22 protein-coding genes and 1 riboswitch are annotated in these 25,108 nt (G+C 38.7%); of the genes, 10 read left to right on the forward strand and 12 right to left on the reverse strand.

Features of this window, described 5'->3' with window-relative positions; genetic code table 11:
• Nucleotides 1-292 precede the first annotated feature (292 nt).
• The 4 genes from ASE01S_RS05705 to ASE01S_RS05720 all read right to left on the reverse strand — a co-directional run bounded on the left by ASE01S_RS05705 (nucleotide 293) and on the right by ASE01S_RS05720 (nucleotide 4,500).
• Nucleotides 293-964: a methionine ABC transporter permease gene (locus ASE01S_RS05705; protein WP_067839670.1), complete on the reverse strand. Its 672-nt coding sequence runs from the start codon at nucleotides 962-964 to the stop codon at nucleotides 293-295.
• Nucleotides 957-1,976, reverse strand: coding sequence for a methionine ABC transporter ATP-binding protein (locus ASE01S_RS05710; RefSeq protein ID WP_067839673.1), 1,020 nt, complete (start codon nucleotides 1,974-1,976; stop codon nucleotides 957-959). Before ASE01S_RS05710 ends, ASE01S_RS05705 begins: the two co-directional genes overlap by 8 nt.
• A gap of 37 nt (nucleotides 1,977-2,013) precedes the next feature.
• A complete protein-coding gene (locus ASE01S_RS05715; protein WP_067839676.1) occupies nucleotides 2,014-2,820 on the reverse strand; it encodes a MetQ/NlpA family ABC transporter substrate-binding protein in 807 nt (268 codons plus the stop codon).
• A gap of 206 nt (nucleotides 2,821-3,026) precedes the next feature.
• Nucleotides 3,027-3,130, reverse strand: a riboswitch (SAM riboswitch).
• 278 nt (nucleotides 3,131-3,408) lie between these two features.
• Nucleotides 3,409-4,500 carry an iron-containing alcohol dehydrogenase family protein gene (locus ASE01S_RS05720; RefSeq protein ID WP_067839680.1) on the reverse strand — a complete coding sequence of 364 codons (1,092 nt, stop codon included), beginning with the start codon at nucleotides 4,498-4,500 and terminating at the stop codon, nucleotides 3,409-3,411.
• Nucleotides 4,501-4,670: 170 nt separating this feature from the next.
• On the opposite strand from ASE01S_RS05720, the gene ASE01S_RS05725 reads away from it, so the two are divergent.
• Together ASE01S_RS05725 and ASE01S_RS05730 are read left to right on the forward strand one after the other, a co-directional pair.
• Nucleotides 4,671-5,849, forward strand: a complete 1,179-nt coding sequence (locus tag ASE01S_RS05725; protein ID WP_067839683.1) for a pyridoxal phosphate-dependent aminotransferase — start codon at nucleotides 4,671-4,673, stop codon at nucleotides 5,847-5,849.
• An 842-nt stretch (nucleotides 5,850-6,691) separates the two neighbouring features.
• Nucleotides 6,692-7,582, forward strand: a complete 891-nt coding sequence (locus ASE01S_RS05730; protein ID WP_174520232.1) for a DUF1002 domain-containing protein — start codon at nucleotides 6,692-6,694, stop codon at nucleotides 7,580-7,582.
• 275 nt (nucleotides 7,583-7,857) lie between these two features.
• Here ASE01S_RS05730 and ASE01S_RS05735 read toward each other — a convergent pair whose 3' ends face one another.
• The 5 genes from ASE01S_RS05735 to ASE01S_RS05755 form a co-directional block, all read right to left on the reverse strand.
• Entirely contained in the window at nucleotides 7,858-9,045 is a 1,188-nt protein-coding gene (locus ASE01S_RS05735) for a methyl-accepting chemotaxis protein (protein WP_067839688.1), read from the reverse strand.
• Nucleotides 9,046-9,069: 24 nt separating this feature from the next.
• A complete protein-coding gene (locus ASE01S_RS05740) occupies nucleotides 9,070-9,447 on the reverse strand; it encodes a hypothetical protein (protein ID WP_067839691.1) in 378 nt (125 codons plus the stop codon).
• An 11-nt stretch (nucleotides 9,448-9,458) separates the two neighbouring features.
• Entirely contained in the window at nucleotides 9,459-9,836 is a 378-nt protein-coding gene (locus ASE01S_RS05745) for a carboxymuconolactone decarboxylase family protein (RefSeq protein ID WP_067839694.1), read from the reverse strand.
• A 49-nt stretch (nucleotides 9,837-9,885) separates the two neighbouring features.
• Nucleotides 9,886-11,538, reverse strand: a complete 1,653-nt coding sequence (locus tag ASE01S_RS05750; protein WP_067839697.1) for a thiamine pyrophosphate-binding protein — start codon at nucleotides 11,536-11,538, stop codon at nucleotides 9,886-9,888.
• 558 nt (nucleotides 11,539-12,096) lie between these two features.
• Nucleotides 12,097-12,720, reverse strand: a complete 624-nt coding sequence (locus tag ASE01S_RS05755) for a LysE/ArgO family amino acid transporter (RefSeq protein WP_067839700.1) — start codon at nucleotides 12,718-12,720, stop codon at nucleotides 12,097-12,099.
• Between the two features lie 121 nt (nucleotides 12,721-12,841).
• Here ASE01S_RS05755 and ASE01S_RS05760 point away from each other — a divergent pair, with 121 nt between their 5' ends.
• From ASE01S_RS05760 to ahpF, 5 genes are all read left to right on the forward strand, one after another.
• Nucleotides 12,842-14,287 (forward strand): aminotransferase-like domain-containing protein, encoded by a 1,446-nt coding sequence (locus tag ASE01S_RS05760; protein WP_067839703.1) that lies wholly within the window; start codon nucleotides 12,842-12,844, stop codon nucleotides 14,285-14,287.
• 274 nt (nucleotides 14,288-14,561) lie between these two features.
• Complete coding sequence (locus ASE01S_RS05765) at nucleotides 14,562-14,957, forward strand: hypothetical protein (protein ID WP_067839706.1); 396 nt, start codon at nucleotides 14,562-14,564, stop codon at nucleotides 14,955-14,957.
• 548 nt (nucleotides 14,958-15,505) lie between these two features.
• On the forward strand, nucleotides 15,506-16,144 hold the full coding sequence (locus ASE01S_RS05770) for a DUF421 domain-containing protein (RefSeq protein ID WP_306303211.1): 639 nt from the start codon (nucleotides 15,506-15,508) through the stop codon (nucleotides 16,142-16,144).
• Nucleotides 16,145-16,739: 595 nt separating this feature from the next.
• Nucleotides 16,740-17,306: an alkyl hydroperoxide reductase subunit C gene (ahpC, locus tag ASE01S_RS05775; protein ID WP_067839709.1), complete on the forward strand. Its 567-nt coding sequence runs from the start codon at nucleotides 16,740-16,742 to the stop codon at nucleotides 17,304-17,306.
• Nucleotides 17,307-17,320: 14 nt separating this feature from the next.
• Complete coding sequence (gene ahpF, locus ASE01S_RS05780) at nucleotides 17,321-18,847, forward strand: alkyl hydroperoxide reductase subunit F (RefSeq protein WP_067839712.1); 1,527 nt, start codon at nucleotides 17,321-17,323, stop codon at nucleotides 18,845-18,847.
• Between the two features lie 53 nt (nucleotides 18,848-18,900).
• Here ahpF and ASE01S_RS05785 read toward each other — a convergent pair whose 3' ends face one another.
• Nucleotides 18,901-19,833, reverse strand: coding sequence for an SDR family oxidoreductase (locus ASE01S_RS05785; RefSeq protein ID WP_067839715.1), 933 nt, complete (start codon nucleotides 19,831-19,833; stop codon nucleotides 18,901-18,903).
• Between the two features lie 124 nt (nucleotides 19,834-19,957).
• Between ASE01S_RS05785 and ASE01S_RS15965 the strand changes: the two genes are divergently transcribed.
• Complete coding sequence (locus ASE01S_RS15965) at nucleotides 19,958-20,128, forward strand: hypothetical protein (protein ID WP_169793088.1); 171 nt, start codon at nucleotides 19,958-19,960, stop codon at nucleotides 20,126-20,128.
• Nucleotides 20,129-20,290: 162 nt separating this feature from the next.
• Here the strand turns inward: ASE01S_RS15965 and ASE01S_RS05790 are convergent, their stop codons facing one another.
• Nucleotides 20,291-21,049 carry a YibE/F family protein gene (locus ASE01S_RS05790; protein WP_067839717.1) on the reverse strand — a complete coding sequence of 253 codons (759 nt, stop codon included), beginning with the start codon at nucleotides 21,047-21,049 and terminating at the stop codon, nucleotides 20,291-20,293.
• Nucleotides 21,046-22,104, reverse strand: coding sequence for a YibE/F family protein (locus ASE01S_RS05795; protein ID WP_306303212.1), 1,059 nt, complete (start codon nucleotides 22,102-22,104; stop codon nucleotides 21,046-21,048). Before ASE01S_RS05795 ends, ASE01S_RS05790 begins: the two co-directional genes overlap by 4 nt.
• A 511-nt stretch (nucleotides 22,105-22,615) precedes the next feature.
• Here ASE01S_RS05795 and ASE01S_RS05800 point away from each other — a divergent pair.
• Both ASE01S_RS05800 and ASE01S_RS05805 read left to right on the forward strand, forming a co-directional pair.
• On the forward strand, nucleotides 22,616-23,317 hold the full coding sequence (locus ASE01S_RS05800; RefSeq protein ID WP_067839743.1) for a response regulator transcription factor: 702 nt from the start codon (nucleotides 22,616-22,618) through the stop codon (nucleotides 23,315-23,317).
• A complete protein-coding gene (locus ASE01S_RS05805; protein WP_067839723.1) occupies nucleotides 23,292-25,106 on the forward strand; it encodes a sensor histidine kinase in 1,815 nt (604 codons plus the stop codon). The genes ASE01S_RS05800 and ASE01S_RS05805 overlap by 26 nt, the downstream gene beginning before the upstream one ends.
• Nucleotides 25,107-25,108: the final 2 nt, after the last annotated feature.

Genomic DNA, 25,108 nt, shown 5'->3' on the forward strand with positions numbered 1-25,108 from the left:
GCTGGGGCTGCGATTACTCGCCCCATCAAAGGGCCTCCCACTTCAAAGAAATAAGAGAGCAAGTCACTTCTAAGTGGGAGATCCAACAGCCAGTAACGGCCCGATTGGTTCAACTAACGTTCAGTGAGAGAGAGGACGCTGACTAAGTTCACGACATCGTGTCTCAACATCCTATGCACACCCACTGGACGAAGTTTCACTTGATTTAGCCGGGGTTTGTACCCCCCATTGAATGGAATACATATTCGCATTCATCTCACCCTTTTAGAAGGGAGACTTATACCGAATGAAGTTAATCCTTTTTCGCTCGTGATGCTAATATATTGCCGATCGTTTGAATCACTTGAATGATGATAACCAAAATAATGATCGTTACATACATCACCTCTGGCTCATAACGCAAGTGCCCAAAGCGATATGCGACATCGCCTAAGCCACCAGCACCAACTAATCCAGCCATAGCTGTTGCACCAATTAGGCCAATCACTGCAATCGTAATTCCTAAAATAATAGATGGTCGGGCCTCTCGGACCATCACATGCCAGATAATATCTTTCGTCTTGATACCCATGGCTTCATATGCTTCTAAAACACCTTTATCAACCTCAAGCAATGCAGATTCCATTAAGCGCGCAATATAAGGAGCGGTATAGACAACTAGTGGCACTATAACACCACGAACTCCCATCGATGTTCCGACAACTAAACGAGTAAACGGTAAGAGAGCAAATAATAAAATAATAAATGGAATAGATCGAATGACATTGATAAAAATATTAAGGGTTCGATAAAGATACTTGTTGTCAAAACTTTTATTAGGTCTAGTAATAACAAGTAGAATTCCCAAGGGTAAACCAATAATAATAGAGATCAATAAAGAGATTGTCACCATTTGGAAAGTCGCTAAAGTAGACTCCCAAATAAGTCCACCCCAGCGATCAAACACCTCATTGAAATTAGCCATTATGCTTCACCTCACTTACCTGTACACCTTGTTCCCTCAAATAGTTGAGCGCCTTATCCGTTTCTACTTTTGCTCCTTTAATATGAGCAATTAACTTACCAAAGGGCTGGTCCTTAAGCTGAACAATGTTTCCTGATAGAATGTTAGTGTGAATGTCGAACTGTTTCGAAAGCATAGATAAAGCTGGCTGATCAGCCGAAGGGCCGACAAAGGTTAGCTGAATAATCGGGCCCTGCTTTTCAAGCTCTGTTATAATCTCAATTGGAATGTCACTTGGAAAAATACTACTGACAAATTTTTCAGTGGTCGTATTTTCTGGATGAGTATAAATGTCAATCACATGACCTTGCTCAATGATTTGGCCATTCTCCATCACTGCTACACGATCACAAATCTTTTGGATGACATGCATCTCATGAGTGATAAGTAAAATAGTAATCCCCAACTCCCGATTAATTTTGAGCAGAAGTGACAAAATAGAGTCCGTTGTCTCAGGGTCAAGTGCACTCGTTGCCTCGTCACTAAGCAATACCTCAGGCTCGTGTGATAACGCTCTTGCAATCGCAACGCGTTGCTTCTGTCCACCCGACAATTGATTTGGAAACACGGCTTTTTTATCAGACAGACCTACGATCGCTAAATATTTTTCCACCTTTTCCTTAATCTGATCAGCCGGAACACCGGTTAATTTAAGCGGAATGGCAATATTATCATAAACCGTCGCTGTTTTTAAGAGGTTAAACCCTTGAAAAATCATGCCAATATTTTGTCGTGCAGCTCTTAGCTGCTCCACCGTCATCTGCCCTAAATCCTTACCATTAACGATAACCTGGCCAGAGCTTGGCTTTTCCAGAAAATTGACACAACGGACAAGGGTACTTTTGCCCGCTCCACTATAGCCAATTACACCAAATATCTCACCTTTGTTCACTTGAAGGCTGACATCATTTAACGCCACGACCTGTTGATGCTTTGATTCAAATGTTTTCGATACATGTTTTAACTCAATCATAATTATCCGACTCCCAACGTGATAACCCCATTCATTCTTACCAGGATGGTACAACCGACCCTTCAAACGTGTCTTCAATGAATTGCTTGATTTCATCAGAGTGATATAAGCCAATTAGTTTCTCAATCACTGGATCATCCTTATTTTCTTCACGTACAACTAATAGGTTGACCCATGGTGAATCACCGGGCTCAATATAAATAGAATCCTGGGTAGGTACAAATCCATGCTCAATCGCAAAATTTGTATTGATAGCGGCGGCTGCCAATTCCTCTAACTGACGAGGAATTTGTGACGCTTCAAGTTCAATAAAATCAAGATCAAGTGGATTTTCTTCGATATCAAGAACGGTTGCTGATGCCCCTACACCTTCAGCTAGAGTAATTAAACCAGCATCCTCAAACAACATCAGTGCTCTTGCACCATTAGTTGGATCATTCGGAAGGGCAACAGAGTCCCCTGGTTGTAGCTCTGATACATCTTCAATTGCTGTTGAGTAAATCCCCATCGGGAAGTTTACCGTTGTTGCCACATCGACAATATCTAGACCACGGTCTTCTTTAAAGTCATCAAGAAATGGCTTGTGCTGATAGCTATTGGCATCGATCTCACCTTCGGCTAGTGCTGTATTCGGTATAACATACTCTGTAAACACTTCAACATTAAGTGTTAAACCCTCGGCTTCGGCAAGTTCAGCGACTTTTTCAATAATTTGCTCATGCGGACCAGCTGTCACGCCTATTGTTATTTCATCTTCCGGTAACGCTTCCCCTGTACCATTGCCACAGGCAACCAGCGCAAGTAGTGTAGCTGTTACAAAAATTAACCCCAATATCTTTTTCATTATGATTTCCTCCTTATGTTTAACGAATCACTTTTTCAACTTATTGATTACATCATAGAAAAACTTAGCTTGTCATCATGTTCTATGGTGAAAGGCTTCGTTTTTCTTATCCTTTGATCTGATAGAAAAGCTATCCTTTCTTAATGTGTAAAAAAGCCCCTTCTTAATCCATGATAAGAAGAGGCTTGCATACTATCAGACTACTCTTCTTATCTTTCAAGCTTTACTAGCTTGCTGGAATTGGCACAGGGACCATAGGTCTGTTGCCGAGGCTTCAAAGGGCCAGTCCCTCCACCTCTCTGGATAAGAAACGATCATTCGTTATTCAATATTGTGTTTTTAACTTTACAACGGGACAGTCAAGAAGTCAAACCTTTTTTTCGAATTTCTCTAAATTTTTTTAAAATTCTATTATTGTAAGCGGTACAATTCTGGTCCCCATTTTGAAAAACAGGGATGGCTTGGTGGACATGGTCAAACCCACTTAAACGCTGACCGGCTAAAGCAGTTGGACGTTTAAGATATACTCGGTTTGCTGCAGGTATACAACATGCAATATCCATTTGAATGAACGCAAATTCATGTTCTTCACTTTTTCACTTGATTATCCAACCAGTTCGTTAATTGTTCCATGGCTGATGCTACTTCTGCCGAAGAAGTAGGCTTAATTAAGTGGATCGATTCCCCCGGCTTTGTTGCTGCTTGGGCAACAAGCTGGTAGGCTTGATCGAGCTGACTGGTCACACCGAGCTCTTTTAATGAGGTTGGTAATTTTAGTTGACGATAATAAGGCAGCAACGTATTCACTTCATCCAATCGATCTTCTAATACAAGTTGTACTAAAATACCATAAGCCACTTTATTACCGTGTAGATGTCTGTGCGTTTCAGAAAGTGCTGTTAACCCGTTATGAATTGAATGGGCTCCAGCGATCCTCCCATAGCGATCGCCAAATCCACCTACCATGCCCCCTGCCATAATAATCGTTTCAATCACGCGCAGAAAAGCCGGGCTAACACGTCGGTGCTGTTGATCATTAAGCGCCTCCGCCCCTTGCATTAATAATACATCACGACAAAGTTTAGCTGCATGCAAGGAGATTTCAATCGCAATCCCTTTATCCTCCAACTGCCTTGCTAACACATCGGCTTCATACCATTTAGCTATCGTATCACCAATACCTGCACGTAGATAGGATGATGGAGAATCTAGGATGAGCTCTGGCTCAATTGCTACCATAAATGCATTACGATTAAACACCTGATAATCGGTAAACGTTCCGTTCTGATCATAAAAAACGCTTAAGGGGGTCCAAGCAGCACAATTTGAAGCGAGAGTTGGGACAATTAAAAAAGGTTGTTTCAAATGATTGGCACTTGCTTTGGCCAAATCAATTACCTTACCGCCACCAACACCTAGAATATAATCAACCTGCTCCCGTCTTGCCAGCTCCGTAATCCGTTCCACTTCGGCTCTGGAACATTCCCCTTGATAGCGGACTTTTACTAGCTTGAGCTGGAGCGGGTTAATAAACGGTTCAGCTACTCGCCATGATTGTTGTCCATGAACAAGTAGACCTTTACCCCAGCCTTCTTTTTCAATAATCGTCTTTAATTCAAATAAAGCACCTTGATGACAACGATAGCTAGTTGGTGCCCCTTGTACAAGTACAGCTTCCATAAAAATTTTCTCCCCTTATTTAAATTGGCGTCTATATTGGTGCAAATTATCCCACCGTATGTTCGTTGTGTCAAGATTCTAAATAGTCAAAAATTGTCCTTTACAAATAAACTAACTTTGACTATAGTTGTTACTAAACTTTTAAATTGTGATAATGAGGTGCTAGTTTAATGATTCACTTTCAACCTTCAACTGCTCTGGAACGATTACCAGAACAGTTTTTTGCTCATTTAGTCGGCCGAGCCCAATCAATGATTGAGGCAGGACATGATGTAATAAATTTAGGACAAGGTAATCCAGACTTACCAACACCAATAAGAATTGTTGAAGCGCTACAACAAGCTGCTGCCAACCCTCTTCACCATAAATATTCACCATTTCGCGGTCATCATTTTTTAAAGGAAGCTGTGGCTACTTATTACCAACGTGAGTATGGAGTTAACTTAGATCCCGAAAACGAGGTTGCTATTCTACCAGGCTCAAAAACTGGCCTGGTTGAGTTGAGTCAATGCTTGCTAAATCCTGGTGACGTTGCCTTGCTTCCAGATCCCGGGTACCCTGACTATTTATCTGGAATTGCTCTTGCTCATGCCGAACCTGTCTTGATGCCCTTACTTGAACAAAATCAGTTCTTACCTGACTATGATGCCATTGATGCAGACAAGCTTACTAAAGCTAAATTAATGTTTCTAAATTACCCGAATAATCCAACAGCAGCTGTTGCTGATGCTCATTTTTTTGAACAAACGGTTCAACTAGCTAAACAACATCATATCTGCATTTGTCATGATTTCGCGTACTCGTCAATCAGTTATGATGGAAATAAAGCTCGAAGCTTCTTACAAACGGAAGGAGCTAAAGATGTTGGAATAGAAATGTTTACTTTATCTAAGGCATACAACATGGCAGGCTGGCGAGTTGGTTTTGCTGTAGGGAATCGGTCAGTCATTGAACAAATCAACTTAATGCAAGATCACCTCTATGTGAGCTTATTTGGGGCGATTCAAGAAGCAGCTGCAGAAGCTTTGCTAGGTCCACAGAACGAAACAATAGCTTTAACCCAAGTCTATCAAGATCGTCGTGATCATTTTATCTCGTTACTTCAACAATCAGGCTGGGGAGTCACATCACCTCAAGGGACTTTCTTTTGCTGGCTAAAGGTTCCATCTGGCTTCTCTTCTCAGGAATTTGCTGATTGCTTATTGGAGCACGCACATGTAGTCGTAGCACCAGGGAATGGGTTCGGCTCTTGTGGAGAAGGGTTTGTAAGAGCCGGGCTGGTAACCGAAAAAGAAAGATTAATTGAAGCAGCTGAAAGAATAGCAAAGCTAGATCTCTTACACAAGTAGATGATAAAGTGAAACTTCGTTCAGCGGGGGTTCGATGCATAGTTTGGGCTAGGGCAGACATTGCAAAACGACGTCGCGAACTTAGTCAGCTTCCTCTTATTAGTCGTGGTGTCTCGTTAATATTAGCAGCAGGAAGAGGAGATAGTTAAAGCAAACGGGCACCAAGGATCGAATTTCGACCGCCTTCGCTTATATCCTTACAGACAAGTAATTAAATAGATAATCTGGATTATATCTTGTACCACCTTAAGGCGTCACTTCAGAGTTGATGTCTTTTTTTGTGTCAATATTTACTTTATCCAGTAGAAATCCTCCCCCTCCATAAGTAGTGAGGGAATCCTATTTGTATCCGATTCAGTGGGGGTTCAACCCAAGCTGAATCAAGTTAAAGCCTCCTCATGCCACAGCTTTTCAGAGGAAATGTTTCGATTGAAGCTCGAAAAAATCGGAGTGCAAATATGCCAAGACGCATTTGATATGGGTAGCTGAACAATACGATACAAATAATGAGCTTGATTAAAAGTCATGTCATTCGTGTAAACTATTAAAGAAGGGGAATTCGTTTTAATTGAAATCATGTAACTAAAGCTAGTTTATTCACGTCAAAACATGTGAATCAAAGCTAAGTCTTGTTAAGAAGTTACCGATGTAATGATTAAGCCCAGCTTCCTCATATTCTAAATTTTCATCACATAGGATAGCGACATAGCCCTGATTCAAATAACTTGATAGATAGCTAAACTGATTTTAACAGATTAAAAGCGGACAAACTTTTGAAATTGTTGTAAAATAAGACTAGCCTTATGTTTACTTATCATTAACCTTTAAAGGAGGCCATCCAATTGAAAGAGTTTCTTAATAAAGCAAGTATCATTTTATTAACCATGATTATATTTATATACACATCTGTACCTGCAGTACTTGCTGACGCTATTGTTGGCGATGTGATCGTCACGCTTGGTGAAGATTTATCTCAAGACCAGAAACAGCAAGTATTAAAGGATATGGGTGTGGATGAAAACGAAGTCGAGATTATTTATGTTTCTAATGAGGAGGAACATAACTACTTAGGAGATTATATTCCTGCTTCACAAATTGGTTCGAATGCTATTTCTTCTGCTAAAATCACGTTACGTGATGACGATACTGGCGTAGTCGTAACAACTAATAATATCAATTATATTACAGGTTCCATGTATTCTAATGCCCTTGCAACTGCAGGCGTTAGTGGTGCTGAGGTCTATGTGACTGCACCTTTTACAGTCTCAGGAACAGGAGCACTTACTGGTATTATTAAAGCATATGAAGAAACAACTGGAGAAGCAATTGATGAAGGCGTTAAGCAAGCAGCTAACGAAGAAATGGTTGTAACAGCAGAGCTTGCTGAAGAAATTGATGAAGAGCAAGCGGTTGATTTTATTAATGAAATCAAAGAAAGAATGGCTGAGGAAAACCCTCAATCCGAATCCGAGGTTCGTGATTTAATTCAACGATTAGCTGATGAGCTAGGAATTAATCTTTCCAGCGACCTTCTTGACCAGCTTGTCTCCCTATTTAATAATTTACGTAATTTAAACATTGACTGGGACAAAGTTTCACGGACGATTGACGCTGCTCGTGATAAAATAGCAGATTTTGCTGAAAGTGAAGAAGGTAAAAACATTATTCAGAGCGTTGTTAACTTTTTCAAATCCGTTTGGGACTGGTTTTTATCGGTATTTTCAAAGGATTAATAACTCTTACTTCTTTCAACTAAATCGACCATACCTTAAACGACCTAATTCCAGTTGAGTTAGGTCGTTTTAATTGTCCTATCATTAAATGGTTGTTCTAATAACCCTATTAAAGTGACTGACGTAGAAATAAATTAACCATAATCAAGATTGTAAAAATACACGTAGATGTATGACCAATTCGCTTACCTTTTCAGTGAGTACAAAATAATTTAACTTCCTTCAATATTAAAAACAAACAAGCTAGTAATCATGTTACTAGCTTGTTTAAGGTTTTAATTAACCATTTTATCTAATTGATTTGCTACATCTGAAAGTATATCTGCTGAACTAGCCACTTCCTGCATCGATGCATTCAACTGTTCGATGACAGCTACAATGTTTTCTATATTACCATTTGAACTGCTAACAGCTTCTGATACTTTCTCGATCGATTGAGTGACCTGGTGCATATTGGTGGTGACATCATTAATTGCTACGTTTAGGTCCTGTACAAATTCATCGACTTCATCAACATTGCTAGCAATGTCAGAAAACACCAGCTTAACATCTTCATTCAAGGTCGCTCCAGCCTTAATGGAATTACCTCCTTCGGTAATAACTTTAATAACTTCGGCTGTACCAGCTTGAATCTCTTGTATGAGACCTTGAGTTTTATTTGTGGCATCATTCGTTTGCTCAGCCAATTTTCTGACTTCATCAGCGACAACCGAGAAGCCTTTACCATGCTCACCAGCACGGGCAGCTTCAATTGCCGCATTTAAGGCAAGAAGATTGGTTTGATTAGATATATCTGTAATCAATGATAAAATATCGCCAACTTGATTAGTTTTTTGATCTAGTTGGTGCACGACGTCAATCGATTGGTTGACTTGATCGCCAATTAATTGCATCTGATTCATAATTTTCTCGACAGCCTTATCACCATTTTTTGACTGGTTAATGGCCTGTTTAGATGTTTGAGAAACAAAGTTAATGCTCTCGACAATCTCCTGTAGACTAAAGAAAATTTGCCCAGATGTTTGATTTATTTCGTGAATTTCATTTGCTTGAGCATCGGCACCGGCTGCCATATCTTGCATAGTTGTTGATATTTCACCGACTGCTTCACTTGTTTCTTTTGTTGTCGACATTAGTTGATTAGCTATAGAAGCCGTTTGAGATGTCAATCCCTTTGCTCCTTGATCAAGTTGATGCTCTGTTGGTTGCTGAATTGTTTGTTCATTGTTAGCCACCATATCAGCAGGGCTGATTAATAAAAATCGAGCAAACAAAAATGCCAATATAATTGTCACGATTAAAATAACGATAACACTTAAAACAAAATAGAGACTTGTAATAGCCAGTCCTAGAACATCAATTAAAACGACCATGGTCACTACTGAAATAAGCGCAATTAATAAAGAAAAGACGAGCAGATATAAGGTATGTTTACGTTTGTTGTTTGTTTTTAAACTGTTCATCTGTATCATCCTTAGCTACTCCAATTAAATTTCCATATCTTCAACATCAAGGAATTTTAAACCTTCATTTACATCGGTAAATGCTTTGACCGTGTCAAACGTACCTGAAGAGCGTGATAAGCGATTCAATTGCATTTTTAAAGTTACATTTGGCGCAATGGTCGCAGATTTTTCAATGTAATTAAAAACATCCTGCATCAGCTGACCCCATACTTCGTTAACCTCAGGCTTGGCAACCGTCGTAATCGCACTGTTATCAATAAGAAATTTTTTTATTTGTGGCTTTTGTAATTGAGATCGAACAAAGTCTGCTTGTTGCTTAGCCTCTTCAATGGTCGTCGCCATTTCGTTGTACTTGAAATAAAACACATCTTTATGCTCTTTTGATTCATATTTTGCCATGATAATTCCTCCTAGCTGTCTAATTCATATTGTGATAATACATCTTTAAATATATGTAGGGCATTGATTGCTTTAGGGAAACCGGCATATGCACTACAATGGTTAATCACTTCAAAGATTTGTTCCTTACTTAATCCGACATTCATAGCCGCTCTGAAATGATAGGTAAGGCCTCGACCTGAATCCCCTTGAGTTATTAATGACGAGAGTGTGACAAGTGCTCTTTGCCGCAAATCAAGATTATCATCAGCATAGACATCACCATAACCAAATTCTAATGCTAGCTTGGCCAAACGTGGTGAAAAAGCTTCAACTGCTTTCATAGAGTCAATACCCTGCTGACCTGCCAATTCCTCTATCTTCTTCCATCCAAATTCTCGTTTATCCACTCTGATCACTCCATTAAATCAAATTCATCTTGGCTTATTTGCACCTAGATTAGCTTCTTTTTAAGGTAGGTGGTATTTCATCTTTTAATGTCAACACTTCCACAACATTTGGCCCCTCATTTTCAAGTGCATGTTTCATAGCCGTCTCTAACTGTTCAAGTGTTTGACAACGTGTGCTATCCATTCCAAGTGATTCACCAAATTGTGCTGCATGAATGCCGTACTTGTATTTCCCACCAACAGATTTCCCTGCCATCCGTTCCATACCTTTATCGACCATGTCAAGCATTCCGTTGTTAAAGACCACAATGGTGATATTCGTATGTTGGTCAACAGCAGCCGATAATTCCATGCCATGCATCATCAAGCAACCATCACCGACAAAGCAAACAATTGGTACATCTGGTTCAGCCATTGCAGCCCCAATGGCTAGGCCAAGGCCATGTCCCATCGCACCAAATACATCATCGAAGTAAAAAGTACCTGGCTCCTTAATATCAAAATATTTAATACCGTAAAAAGTATGGCTGCCATCATCACCAAATACAACGGTGTGATCAGGTAAACAGTCTCTAAGCTTTTGCATAACGGTTGCTGTAGACAGACGACCATTAGCGACATCGTTATTTGCAATCAACGCTTGATGCTTATTCTCCTCTATCCAATAGCTTGATAAATCACGTTTTGCTACATCCATTCTAGGTGGATATTGGGACAATAAGTAGGTTAAGTTTTGTTTAGCATCACCTTGGACAAGTAAGGTGTCTAGTTGTAATGTTTTTCCTACAAAAGTCGAGTCTTGATCAAAATGAACTAATTGCTTAGGGTATAACTCAGGAGTTAAACCTGCGGTCGACATATCAGACAACCTTGTCCCAATAACAATCATTAAATCGATACCCTCTTTGACATAGCCATCTGCTGCTGTTGTACCGCCTAAACCATAACTGCCAAGTGATAAAGGATGCTGTGTAGGAAATGTACCTTTTCCACCCGGGGTTGTCATTACCGGTATTTGCCAATATTCAGCAAACTGTATCACTTCCTGATATGCCTTTGAACGATGCACACCTTTACCTAACAATAAAACAGGGTGTTGGGCCGATTCCAGCTTCTTATGAACCGCACCAAGATTAGCAGAAATAGGGTTATCGGCAATCTCCCAACTTGGCATCTCAATACTTGGCATCTCTTCTCCCAAAACATCAACCGGAATAGACAAATGAACAGGACCCATTTTACCTGTTAATGCTTTTTGCAAAGCATGTTGTAGATAACTTTCTAGTAATGACGCATCGTCAATACGGGCACTAAAAAGTGTAAGCGGCTTAAATAACTGGACTAAATCAGTTCCAAACAGACTTGAATCCTGCCCAAGCGCTTTACCATTATCACGCAACGATGGGTGTCCAGTCACAAACAACACCGGAGCATTAAAGGCCTTGGCCTGGCCTGCCGCAGTTAGTAAATTAGTCCCACCCGGACCAGACGTTCCGATGGCTATACCAAGTGACTGGTTTTGCAGAGCATATCCAGTAGCCATATAGCCTGCGCCACCTTCATGGCGTGAGAGTACAAACTCAATCCCTTGATTATCCATCTCAAGAATCAAGGGGGCAATAGGCTTTCCAGGAATACCGAATGCTTTCTTACAACCTAATTGCTTTAAACACTTTACTAGATTGGTTGCTAAGCTAACCAATTTAGCTTCACCTCCTAAGAAGTAGTACACTTTACTTATATCGGCAATAATCGGTATAAAATAACTATATTTTTAATAAATTTCAACAAAAGTTACTAATTAACTATGAAAATATAGTAAAATAGGTTTTTCCTCGCTTAATAAGATTTTCCTAGATTAATTTTTTCTGAGCCTAATAAGTAAATATAGGTGTTGTGAATAGGGCATGTTCAGCTCCAAAAAGCTAAGCATTGATCTGCTTAGCTTTAAATGATTAAGTCGTAAACCACGTACCCGATAAAGTGAAACTTCGTTCAGTGGGGTTTCGAAGCATAGGATGTGCTCATGCAGACGTTACGATGCGACGCCGCAAACTTAGTCAGCTTCCTCTCCCCCACCTGAACGTTAGTTGAACCAATCGGGCCGTTACTGGTTGTTGGATCTTCCACTTAGACATGACGTGTTCCCTTATTTCTTGAGATGGGAGGCTTACAAAAGCCCTTCGATGGGGCGAGTAATCGCAGCCCCAGACAGTTACACTGCGATAAATGATCTTCAAGTCTAGTTAGATCTATTGCCTTATCCTATAATAAATGGATAGCTGTTATAGGCTAAAATTAATGCCATCGTCCATATCACAACAGCTGAAATTTGATTTAAGTATGTTAGGAACTTGATTGCATATTTGAGTTTGATCAGTTTTCGACCTAATAGTGCTAGGCAAAAAAACCAGATCCACGATACCGATATACAAGCTATAGTAAACAGTAATTTATCTACACCCAAATAGGACAACGAGCTTGGCCCAATCACACCGACTATATCAAGAATTGACTGTGGATTAAGCAAGGATACGGATAACGCAAAAAGAACTTGTTGCCTTGCTGAAATGGATTGGTCAGCATGGTCATTACCAATTGGTGATTGACTATTCCATATTTGCCAACCCATATAAATTAAAAAGCAAAAACCCACCATAAGCATGACCACTCTTAGCTTTTCAAGCTCAAATACAATTAGAGATAAACCGGATACTGCTAATATAATAAGTAACATATCACATACCGAAGCGGTAATAATAGCCGGTAAAACACTACGAAAGTTTTTTTGGCTTATACCTTGATTAAAAATAAAAAGATTCTGCAAACCAAATGGCAAAATAAGCCCAAAAGCTAGTATTAAGCCATGAATAAATGCCCCCATGTTTCTCTCTCCCTTCATTGCTCTTCATCATAACCAAACACGGGCTGATTGTATCCAACCAATTGGTTGGATACGGACCCAACCACTATAGTATAATTAAACGCAAAGGGGGGAGAGAAGAATGACTAAGCACTGGCAGCCCGATCGTGCAGCCGCGCAGCCGATGTATGAACAAATCATTGAATATATTAAAGAGAAAATTAATAGTGGAGAATGGACCATTGGAACTGCAATCCCTTCCCAGAGGAAGCTAGCTGCTTTATTTAATGTAAACCGAAGTACAGTTGTATACGCATTAGAGGAATTAATTGCAGATGGAGTGTTAGAAGCTAAGGTTGGTAAAGGTACTTTTGTTGCTAGCCATACATGGCAATCGCTTGCTACTTTTTCTCCACCTGATTGGGTGACTTATATCAATACAGGGATTTATCAACCTAATATTGAGATGATTCGCACCATTAATGAGACAGAATTTAATCCTGCTATTATTCGATTAGGGACAGGGGAATTATCACCAGAGTTTATCCCTCAAGACCAAATAAAAGCAAGTCTCGCTATTCCCGATCGAATAGAGCTTGATCTCGGTTACTCCGAGCCAAAAGGAAATTATCAATTAAGAAAAACAATAAGTGATTGGGTTGCTAAGAAAGGGATCCTTGCCTCACCAGATTCTATTTTGATTGTATCTGGTGCCCTTCAAGCCTTACAGCTAATCGCGATTGGTTTATTAAAACAAAATTCAGCTATTTTTCAAGCTGAAGCATCCTATCTCAACTCAATTCATGTCTTTCAATCTGCAGGTATGAAAATGTTTGGGGTGCCAACAGATCATGAAGGCATTATCCCTGAGTCTCTAGCGAAAATGATGAAGCTACATCAAGCTTCGTTACTCTATACCGTGCCTAGCTTTGATAACCCAACCGGTATCCTAATGCCCGAGACGAGGCGGAAACAATTACTTGCAACTTGCCGCCAATTATCTCTGCCACTTATTGAAGATGATGTATACAGCGATTTATGGTTAGATGAGTCTCCACCTAAGCCTTTAAAAGCAATTGATCGCCAAGGAGATGTTCTTTACATCAATAGCATATCAAAAACACTAAGTCCCGGGCTAAGAGTTGGCTGGGTGATTGGACCGGAACCTGTGATTGATCGCTTGGCTGATATTAAAATGCAAACGGATTATGGTTCTAGCTCATTATCACAATATATTGTTAATGAGTGGATATCAACAGGACAGTATCAAGCCCATTTAATTACGATTAGAGAGAAACTACAGAAAAGGCGTGAATTTGCTTTAAAGATTCTTGACAGCTATTTTTCAGACCTAGCTATATGGACGGTCCCAAAAGGAGGCTTTTATATTTGGTTAGAGCTCAAGGTACAATTATCGATGCATACATTATTTCAACTCGCATTAAAGCAGCATATTTTACTTAACCCTGGCCTGATCTATCAAAAACAAAACCAGAGGCATATCCGCCTATCGTATGGCTATGCAAGTATGGCAGATTTAGAAAGTGGCTTAATCCGATTAGCCCAGCTAATTATTAAGTTAAGCTGACACCTTTAACCTTATCGATTTTACTGTCCATTTTTCCAAGCATCAACGGGTACAGCAGAATCTTAGCTAACAGCAAATAACTAGACAACTAAATCTATTTGCCAATAAATAAAGTGAAACTTCGTTCAGTGGGTCTCGACGCATAGTGAGAGTCTTACAAAAGCCCTTCGATGGGGCGAGTAATCGCAGCCCCAGCCAGTTACACTGCGATCAAAACAGCAATTATCCGTCAGCTATATATGATGGAATTTAATACATGATGAGGAGAATTAAAATGATACGTTTAAATTTAATGCAAGCTGGTCAATTAGAACAACTGCGCTACCAAAGAATGTCTGATCTAGATATCTTAACGCATATACAACAAAACCCTGACAGCGCAAGCGAGCTTAGCAAGCTTGACCAAGAGACGATCCTTCAATGTTTAAATCATGGCTATACGATAAAATTCGTTACTATTAACGGGTTGAAAAAATTACTTCAGCTGAAGTTTCAATTCGAAGAAGGAACAGACTTTAGTGTAACAGAGAAAGGTATTGCACAGCTAAAGCTTACCACTAAACAAGTACACGAGGTTGAACAATTACTTTCAACAAACTGGAAAATAATTAAAGATACCAACAATAGTTATAAAGTGGAACTTCGTTCAGGTGAGGGGTTCGACGCATAGGATGTGCTCGTGCAGACGTTGAGACACAACGTCGCCAACTTTCAGCTTCCTCTCTCCCCGACTGAACGTTAGTGAACCAATCGGGCCGTTACTGGCCGTTGGATCTCCCATTTAGACATGACGTTTTCCCTTATTTCTTGAAGTGGGAGTCCCACAGCCAGTTACATGCGATCAAATTCTCGTCTAGCTTAAAAAGGAAAGTAACATTCACCAATTACCGAACAACATCCACATCGAATGCGCCTAGATTTTATCGAGCTTGGTTCGATAAATTTCAGCCTGAAAATCTGGAGCATCCGTCTGTCTAATCGGGGTTTGAACCCTTACTGAATCGGATACAACAATCCATTCATCTCACTACTTATAGAGTTGGCAGACTTCTTCGAATGAAGTTAAAATATTGTAATTGTCTAAGATGATCGCCTTGATTACTTCTAGCTCCACATCCCCACCACCATTCAACCTGGCATTAATATGATTAAACCTAACCAGTTGGGTAACACTAATCCTTACATTGATTATCATTCGTACAAAGGGGGCTAGTTGTTATGAATCTTCTGATGGATTTAGTCATTGTAATAGGTCGTATTATCACCATTCTACCGTTACTCTTATTGGTTGTGTTGTTTATGGGCAAAAGAGCGATAGGTCAGCTTCCCGTCTTTGATTTTATTATTATCGTCATACTTGGTGCAGTGGTAGGGGCAGATATTGCTGATCCAAGTATTGATCACCTACCAACTGCTTTTGCCATTATCATACTAGGCGTAATTCAGCGCTTAATTACCAATTGGAAGCTTAAAAATCATAAAGTCAGGGCAATACTCACCTTTGAACCAACTGTTGTGATTTATCAAGGCACCATTCTTGAAAAAAACCTCAAAAAAATTCGTTTTTCAATTGATAATATACTTCCTATGTTACGGGAAAAGGATGTCTTTGATTTAAATGAGGTTGAGTTGGGAGTTATTGAGCCAAATGGGGAACTAAGTGTGCTAAAAAAACCAACTGGATCGCAGATCAATCAAATTTCCTACCCCGTTATTATAGATGGTCAAATCTGTATAGAAACATTATCCTCGCTTAACCTGAACCAGCAATGGCTAGAACAGCAGCTAACCCAACTAAACATAAGTACATCGAGGAAGTCTTTCTTGCTCTCGTTGGTCATGAAACTGTTTCATTAAAAACCGAGCAATCAGATCAGCTCCCGCCAATTAATCGTTAAACCGATATTCGCCAGCTTTAGCGCCTATCTTTAAAGCCACCATTCTTAGGCATGAACGATCAGAGTGTTTGGAGCGATAGTCTAAGCTGTTGGCCAAGTAGGGTCAAACGATATTTTCGATTTTAGATGCATTTATCAGTGAAAAAACCATACTTATTGTTAATTTTCGCTAAAAGAGGTATCAAAATTGAGCAAAAGTTTATACTAAATATACTTTTATAACGTGAAAGAGATGTCTATTTAAATCGGATGAATGTTCTCATATTGTCAATAATAATTGAGAATTAATATGTTATAAGAGATTGATTAGATTTTTGTCCTTTTTAATTGAACAGATTATTCAGAAAGCAGAAAAAACCTTTTAACAAAAGGAATTTTGGCAGCTTTTTGGATAAATTCAGCCCGAAATCAATTTGCTTGACAAATATAATAGATTCTTTATAATAATTTGTATCGAGTTAGAATAATTATAGTTATTCAATTACTGTACATTTTGGTATGAATAACCAAAGCTAATTCGAATTTTATATTAAAAATAAGGAGGAAGACACACTATGTCTTTAATTGGATCAGAAGTACAACCATTTCAAGCATCAGCTTTCCAAGCAGGGAAGGATTTCTTTGAGGTAACAGAAGCAGATTTAAAAGGTAAATGGAGCATCGTTTGCTTTTACCCAGCAGACTTCTCATTTGTTTGCCCAACTGAGTTAGAGGATTTACAAGCAGAATATCCTGCTCTTAAAGAGCTTGGAGTAGAAGTTTATGCAGTATCAACAGATACTCACTTTGTCCACAAAGCTTGGCATGAACATTCAAATGCTGTTGGTAAAATCGAGTACACTATGATCGGTGACCCTTCTCAAACTATTTCTCGTAACTTTGATGTTCTAGATGAAGAATCTGGCTTAGCAGATCGTGGAACATTCATTATAGATCCAGATGGCGTGATTCAAGCAGTTGAAATTAACGCAGGTGGAATCGGCCGTGATGCTAGCATTTTAATTAATAAAGTAAAAGCAGCACAATACGTGCGTCAAAATCCAGGAGAGGTTTGTCCAGCAAAATGGGAGGAAGGTTCTGAAACACTCAAACCGAGTCTTGATATTGTTGGCAAAATTTAAGGAGTGTAGTGACTATGTTGGATCAAGACATAAAGCAGCAATTAACCCAATATATTGAATTATTGGAGAATGATATAGTTATTAAGGTAAGTGTTGGTACAGACAAGGTTTCAACAGAGATGCAGGATCTTGTTAAAGAAATTGCCGACATGTCAGCTAAGATAACGGTTGAACAAGCTCAGCTAGAACGGACACCAAGCTTCAGCATCAATCGAGTAGGCGAAGATACTGGTGTTGTATTTGCTGGTATTCCACTTGGTCATGAGTTTACATCACTCGTACTAGCACTATTACAAGTTAGTGGTCGTGCACCAAAAGTTGAAGAGAAAATTATTGATCAAATCAAGAATATTAGAGGCGACTACCACTTTGAAACTTATGTAAGTTTAACCTGTCACAATTGTCCTGACGTGGTTCAAGCACTTAATGTGATGAGTGTGTTAAACCCTAATATTACACATACTATGATTGATGGTGCCGCATATAAAGAAGAAGTCGAAAGTAAGAATATCATGGCGGTACCAGCCGTGTATCTTAACGGTGAATTTCTCAGTAGTGGACGGATGACTATGGAGGAAATTCTTTCTCAAATTGGCGATGCACCAGATGCTTCTGAGTTGAATGATAAAGATCCATTTGATGTACTAGTCGTAGGTGGAGGTCCAGCTGGAGCCAGTGCAGCAATTTATGCTGCTCGTAAAGGGATACGGACAGGGATTGTCGCTGACCGTTTTGGTGGCCAGGTAATGGATACACTTGGTATAGAAAATTTTATTAGTAACACCTATACTGAAGGACCAAAATTAATGGCGAGCGTAGAAGCTCACGTTAACGACTATGACATTGATGTCATGAAGCTTCAAACAGCTAAACAGCTTGAGAAAAAAGACTTATTCGAGCTTGAACTTGAAAGTGGTGCAGTGCTTAAGAGTAAAACGGTCATTCTTTCAACTGGTGCACGTTGGCGTAATGTTGGTGTACCGGGTGAAGCAGAATTTAAAAATAAAGGTGTTGCCTATTGCCCACACTGTGATGGCCCATTGTTTGAAGGTAAGGATGTTGCGGTCATTGGTGGCGGTAACTCAGGTATTGAGGCAGCTATTGACCTTGCAGGTATCGTCAAGCATGTAACTGTACTCGAGTTTATGCCTGAGCTTAAGGCAGATGCTGTTTTACAAGACAGACTTTATAGCTTATCCAATGTAACGGTCATTAAAAATGCCCAAACTACCGAAATTACAGGTGATGAAAAGGTAAATGGTATTTCTTATATTGATCGTGACACAAATGAAGAACACCATATTGAATTAGCCGGTGTCTTTGTTCAAATTGGTCTTGTTCCTAACACAGAATGGCTCGGTGATACGGTTGAGCGGAACAAAATCGGCGAAATTGTTGTCGATAGTCGTGGCGCCACTAGTCTGCCAGGCGTTTTTGCCGCCGGCGATTGTACCACTACCCCTTATAAACAAATTATTATTTCGATGGGTTCAGGTGCAACTGCATCATTAGGTGCCTTTGATTATTTAATTCGAAATTAGATTGAAAGAGGATGTCCAAGCTTGTTTGGACATCCTTTTTTGTTTTTTGCTTTTTAAGAAGAGGTTCTTTCACCACCATTTGGATGGAGTGTTTGCCCTGTCATGAAACGGGAGTCATCTGAGGCAAGAAATACATAGGATGGTGCGATTTCAAATGGCTGCGCCATCCGTTGCATTGGATTATCGGATCCGAATATAGCCACCTCATCCGCTGAAAAACTCGCCGGAATAAGTGGCGTCCAAATACGTCCTGGCGCAACAGCATTAACACGAATACCTTGTTTAACCAAATTATTGGCTAAGGCACGGGTGAAACCAATATTAGCTGCTTTAGTCGCTGTATAATCAATCATTTGCGGTTCGCCTGCATAGGCAACTATAGAAGCGGTATTGATAATTGAACTCCCAGATTTCAAGTAAGGAATGGCTGCTCTAGTCGTATAAAAGTGTGAATAGATATTAACTTTAAACGTATCATCAAATTGCTCATCTGTTATATCAAGTAAGCTCATTTGCTGAAATTGTATGCCTACATGGTTGACCAAAATATCTAGTCCACCAAAGTGTGCAACCGTCTCTTCTACAATAGCAATACATTGATCCTTTTGCCGTAAATCACCCGGTAGCAATAAGCACCGTTGCCCAAGCTGCTCAACCCGGTCCTTCGTTCGATGTGCATCCTCATGCTCATCTAAATAGGCAATCGCAACATCCGCCCCTTCTTTGGCAAAGGCAATGGCAATCGCTGCTCCAATGCCACTATCTCCACCTGTAATTAATGCCACTTTTCTTAGTAGCTTTTTACTCCCTAAATACTGCGGATTTTCAATAATGGGTGCTGGCTCCATTAAACCCTCCAAGCCTGGCTGGCGTAATTGCCGTTGCTCAGGTACACTGATCGGGATATCTTCATATTTGGTGATTAATCCATAGTTTGGATAAAGGGGGTAGTCGTCTGCTCCTTGGTTTCGTTTGTTACTCGTCATTAGGCATCCTCCTATTTTGTCAGCTATGGTACCATATGTAACACACTAAAACATGTGCTTGTTTCATTCTGCTTAACCTTTTTTTACTATGGGCATAGGCTATTCATTAAAGGAGGAGATCATTTTGTCACATTACTTTCACCCAGAAATTCGGTTACTTTTGATTGATCAATCTGATCAAACCGTACAAATGCTTTATAGCGACAATGCATCGACATGGGCAATGCCTTTGATTGGTAAGCGTCCACCCTTTTATACAAACCCACGCTACACACAGACGTTTCCTATTCTTTAATCTCTTGTAGCCAACTCCTAGAAAGGGATATGGAATGACGTAAACTATGTGAACACTTGAAGTTTAGAGAGCTCCGGCTTTCTTGCCTTAAAGCTCTAAAAGTAAACTATAACAGGGCAAGCTGATGCTTGCCCTGTTTTTGATTCATTATCCTGGTTTATTCTATTCTTTTTTGGTCGTTAAGTACAAGGTTGATAAAAGAGCTGTAACTGGAATAATTACGGCAACTCCAACTCCCGCGCAAAAAATTGTGATCATCTCTGCACTAAATACTTTAGCATTGACCATTTGCCCCCAAGAATAAGACAAATCCTTAAAACGAACCAGTAATGCTAAGTAACCACCAAAAAAGGCAAAAAATAATGTGTTAGCACTTGATGCCAACAAATCACGACCTATTTTCATTCCAGCTAAAAACAAGTCACGACGACTAATCGAAGGATTGTGACGATAAAATTCAAACATCGGTGAACTTGTTGAGATAGCGATATCAGCTACTGCACCAATTGTACTCATAATGACAACTGAAGCAGCTACTTTAACAAAATCAAGGCCAAGATAAAAAGAAAAAATAGTTAAGCCTTCTATCTCCTCATCACCAAAACCTTGCACCATCGATTGCTCAGTAATGAATTGAATAAATAACAGCAATATAACAGTGGTTAGGATTGTCGCAACAAAAGCAATTTTTGTTTTAATGTTTATTGAATTAATAAAGAACAAAGTATTGCTGCTAATCACTATACAGGCTAGCAGAGTTAAAATAATTGGATTCGCATTTGGATCAGTCATTATTAACACTGTAATCAATAAAACAATAAAATTAACAAAAAGCGCAACAAAAGAGCGAACCCCCTTCTTACCTCCTATAGCTGTCATTAAGACCAACAGCAATAATGTTAAGATAACCAGCACATTCATAATCTCGCCCGCTTTCGATTTATGAAAAATAATGTCGTATACAGACTAATTGGGATGGTTAATACAATTCCGATCCCTCCTGCTAACGCTCTCGTGAGTTCTAGTGATAAATTCATGGATAACGTAAAGCCGAGTGGCGCGCCATTCATGAAATATAAAAGCAGTGTTGGAATCGTTCCACTGACATAAGCAAAAAATAATATATTCGTCATCGTCCCCATAATATCTTGACCGATCACCCGTCCAGAAGCCTTCAGATCTTGATCAGCAATGGCATAATTTTTATCATAAAGACTAAACAGCGCTGAAGAGATCGTAACCGCTATATCCATCACAGCTCCCAATGCGCCAACTAATACACCTGCCATAAAAATGGCTTGAGGTGGTCGAGTTAAGAACTCCATTTCTTCAAAACGTAAGCCTTGTTCATTGGTAAGTTTAAGGACCGCATAAGTAATCACTAATAATAAAAATGTTCCTAATAAAGTCGCTACAATTGCTGCATAGGTTTGGTGCTTGAAACCACTAATTAGCAAGAGAGACACAATCGTCATGATCAAGACCACGACACCCATGATCACTAGCAAATCGATATTCGCACTCTGAATATAAACATTTAAGCCTAACGACATTAATACTGCATTTATAATAAGGCTAATAACAGCCAAGATACCTTGTCTTCGCCCAACAGCAGATAAAACGAAAGCAAAGAGCAATGCCATCATCAGTAAATAGTGATCACGTTTTACATCAATGATCCCACCTGTTAATCGCTCTGTGTCATTAACCTGATCAATCGTTACAAAAAGTTGATCTCCAACTTGAAACTCTGGATGATAAACATATGATCCGGCAAATTCATTAACAAGTTCTATCAAAGCTCCTTTATCAGCACCATTCATCAGCTCTGCTAATAGCTGCTGCTGATAGATCACATCTTGATTGCCTTGACTGTCAACGACCTCTTGCTCCGAGATAATGGTCGACTCAACCACTTTAGCAATAGGTTGTTGATAAAAGGATTGATTATGATAAACAAAAATAAGTGAAGCCATAACCGCTCCCCCTATTAACAATAGCAACACAAGTTGACGTCGCGTTATTCTTTTGAGCAGATCCATCATTTATCTCTCCTTACTTCGCTACAATATTTCTATGATACCATATCTTGTCCAAATGGTTTATCTTGGAGGATAAGATCTGATTCGTCTTCATGATAGCTCTTGTGTGATATGATTGAATCACTGCTCATTGATCAGATCATTAGCTAGCATAATATCGCGATTTGCAATCGTTAGGGGACGGCTACGCACCGTTGATACAAAAAGTCTAAGAATCCGTCCTTATCAAAATCATTTCGTACAAGATGTTGAGTTTCTCATTGATATACCTAAAAGGTCAGGAGGGCAGGATCTTGCCCCAAGACCGACAAAGCATTTCAGCACCTAATGTATGGGTTTTTATCAGGTACAATGAATGGAATACGTTAAGAAATTTGTAAGTTTTATATATATACGATTGAAAGATTCAATCGTTAATCTAGATATAGGTTATAGGAGGTACGTTATAGTGGATACAAAAGTATTGGTGGTAGACGATGATAAGGAAATAGCAAATGCGCTAGACAAGTTATTAACCATTGAAGGATATGAGGTGATTAAAGCTTATAATGGCCTAGAAGCGTTAGATGCTTTAGTACAAAATAATATTCAACTAATCATTTTAGACGTTATGATGCCAAAATTAGATGGCCTTTCTACTACCTTAAAAATTAGAGAGCAAAAGAATATCCCAATTATTATTTTATCTGCAAAGTCAGAAGACAGCGATAAAATATTAGGCTTATCTATGGGAGCAGATGATTATGTAACGAAACCATTTAATCCCGATGAATTGATTGCTAGAGTAAAAAGCCATTTGAGAAGATATATCACTTTAGGCGATGTTGATAACGTCACGCATAATGCTCAGCTTACAGTTGGGGGATTGAATCTGAATAAGGAATTCAAGCAATTGTTAGTAGATGGTGTCCCTACTAGGCTAACTCCTACTGAATATAAGATATTAGATTTCTTGATGACCAATGCTGGTGTGGTTTTTTCATCTGAACAAATCTATGAAAATGTATGGCAAGAGCCCGCTTATTCTGTTGAAAACACTGTAATGGTTCACATAAGACGTATTCGCGAAAAAATTGAAATAAATCCTAAAGAGCCTAAATATTTAAAGGTGGTGTGGGGTATTGGGTACAAAATTGAAAAACTTTAGTAAAAATACAATAACAAAATTTATCGCATGTTTGATAGTAGCTATCATGATTTCAATGGCTGTTATTCAATTATTGCAAGTAGATTGGGAAGAATATAATGTAGAGCCACTGCTTGTGGCAACATACGAAGAAAGCAACACATTTACGAATGAGATAGAAAGTGCTTTTGATAAGGTATATTCGAATTTTAAATATAAAGAAGAGACGTTAATAGAGGATGACAATCATATCTATTATATAACCGATGGTAAGGAAACGATAACTAATAGAGAGACATTTAGTCGAGAGGACTTTATAAATTATAGTAATCATTTCTATGAATACAATCAGGGGAGATATGCATCTAACAGTAGTGTTAGTGAAAAGTTTATATTTTGGTTTGGAGAGGATATAACTATATATATTGCCTTTACAGATGAATATATGAAAGAAAAGCAGGAAGAGTGGAGTAATGAAAACCATATATTACATATTCGGGCGATAAAGTTTTCTACTTATATGGTTATAGCAATAATTCTTAGTATCTATTTAATCATTGTAACAGGAAAGAAGCCAAATAAAGAAGAGTTGCAAATAACTTGGTTTGATCAATTATATAGCGAAATTTTATTAGCATTATTTATTTTGCCAATTATAGCCATTTTTATCTATGTTGTAGAGAACTATTACTACTATAATCATATACTTCGAACGCCTTCGCTTCAGACTTCTTATTTGTATCTAGTTGGATTAATAACTACAATAGGTACTTTATTGTCTGGAGCAGGATTATTAGCATTAGTAAAAAAGCTTAAGAAGCAAAGGTTTATAAAAGATTTTTTACTATATAGAATTTGTTGGAAGATAAAGGATTTTATTAAAAGCTTGTTTGACGGCAGAAGATATGCAAAGTATCCATTAACCAATAATTTACATCGAAGACAATTAGCTTTCATCGCAGGTAGCGTAATTTTAGTACTATTAACCGTTATGTTAATTTATACTCCGTTAATAATAATACCGCCATTAATTGAGCTTGTACTGATCTATTGGTACGTGAAATATAATAATAAGACATATGATGACATCAACAAAGGTTTCAATGAAAGTTTAGAGGAACAAATGAAATCAGAAAGAATGAAAATAGAATTAATAACCAATGTTTCTCATGATTTGAAGACTCCTTTAACCTCGATAATAAGCTATGTAGATTTATTATCTAAGGAAACAGATCTTTCAGAGACTGCAAAAGATTACATTAAAATTCTTGATCAAAAATCTGATAGATTAAAGAACATTGTTTCTGATTTATTTGATTTAGCCAAGAGCAACAGTGGTGATATTAATCTAAATTTAGAAACGATTGATTTGAGAATGTTGATTGAACAAACGTTAGGAGATATGGAGGATAGCTTAGAAGATTTGGGTCATCAAATAAAGATGGAGCTTCCAGATACTCCTATAGAGATAGTGGCAGATGGGAATAAACTCTATAGAGTAATGCAAAACGTGCTTGATAATGCATTAAAATATGCATTAAAAGGAACAAGAATATTTATAGAAGTTGCAGAAAAGAACGGAATGGGCATAGTGACAATTAAAAACACTTCTTCGTATGAAATAGATTTTACAGCAGAAGAGATACTTCAGAGATTTAACAGAGGAGATAAAGCAAGAACAGCAGATGGAAGTGGTCTCGGCTTATCCATTGCAGAAAGTTTTACACAGGTGAGTGGAGGCAAATTTAAAGTAGAAATAGATGGGGATATGTTTAAAGTTGTTATCAGTTTTCCTTTGGTAAGGAAATAAGG

The organism is Amphibacillus sediminis NBRC 103570 (assembly GCF_001552275.1).
Classification (GTDB): Bacteria; Bacillota; Bacilli; order Bacillales; family Amphibacillaceae; genus Amphibacillus_B; species Amphibacillus_B sediminis.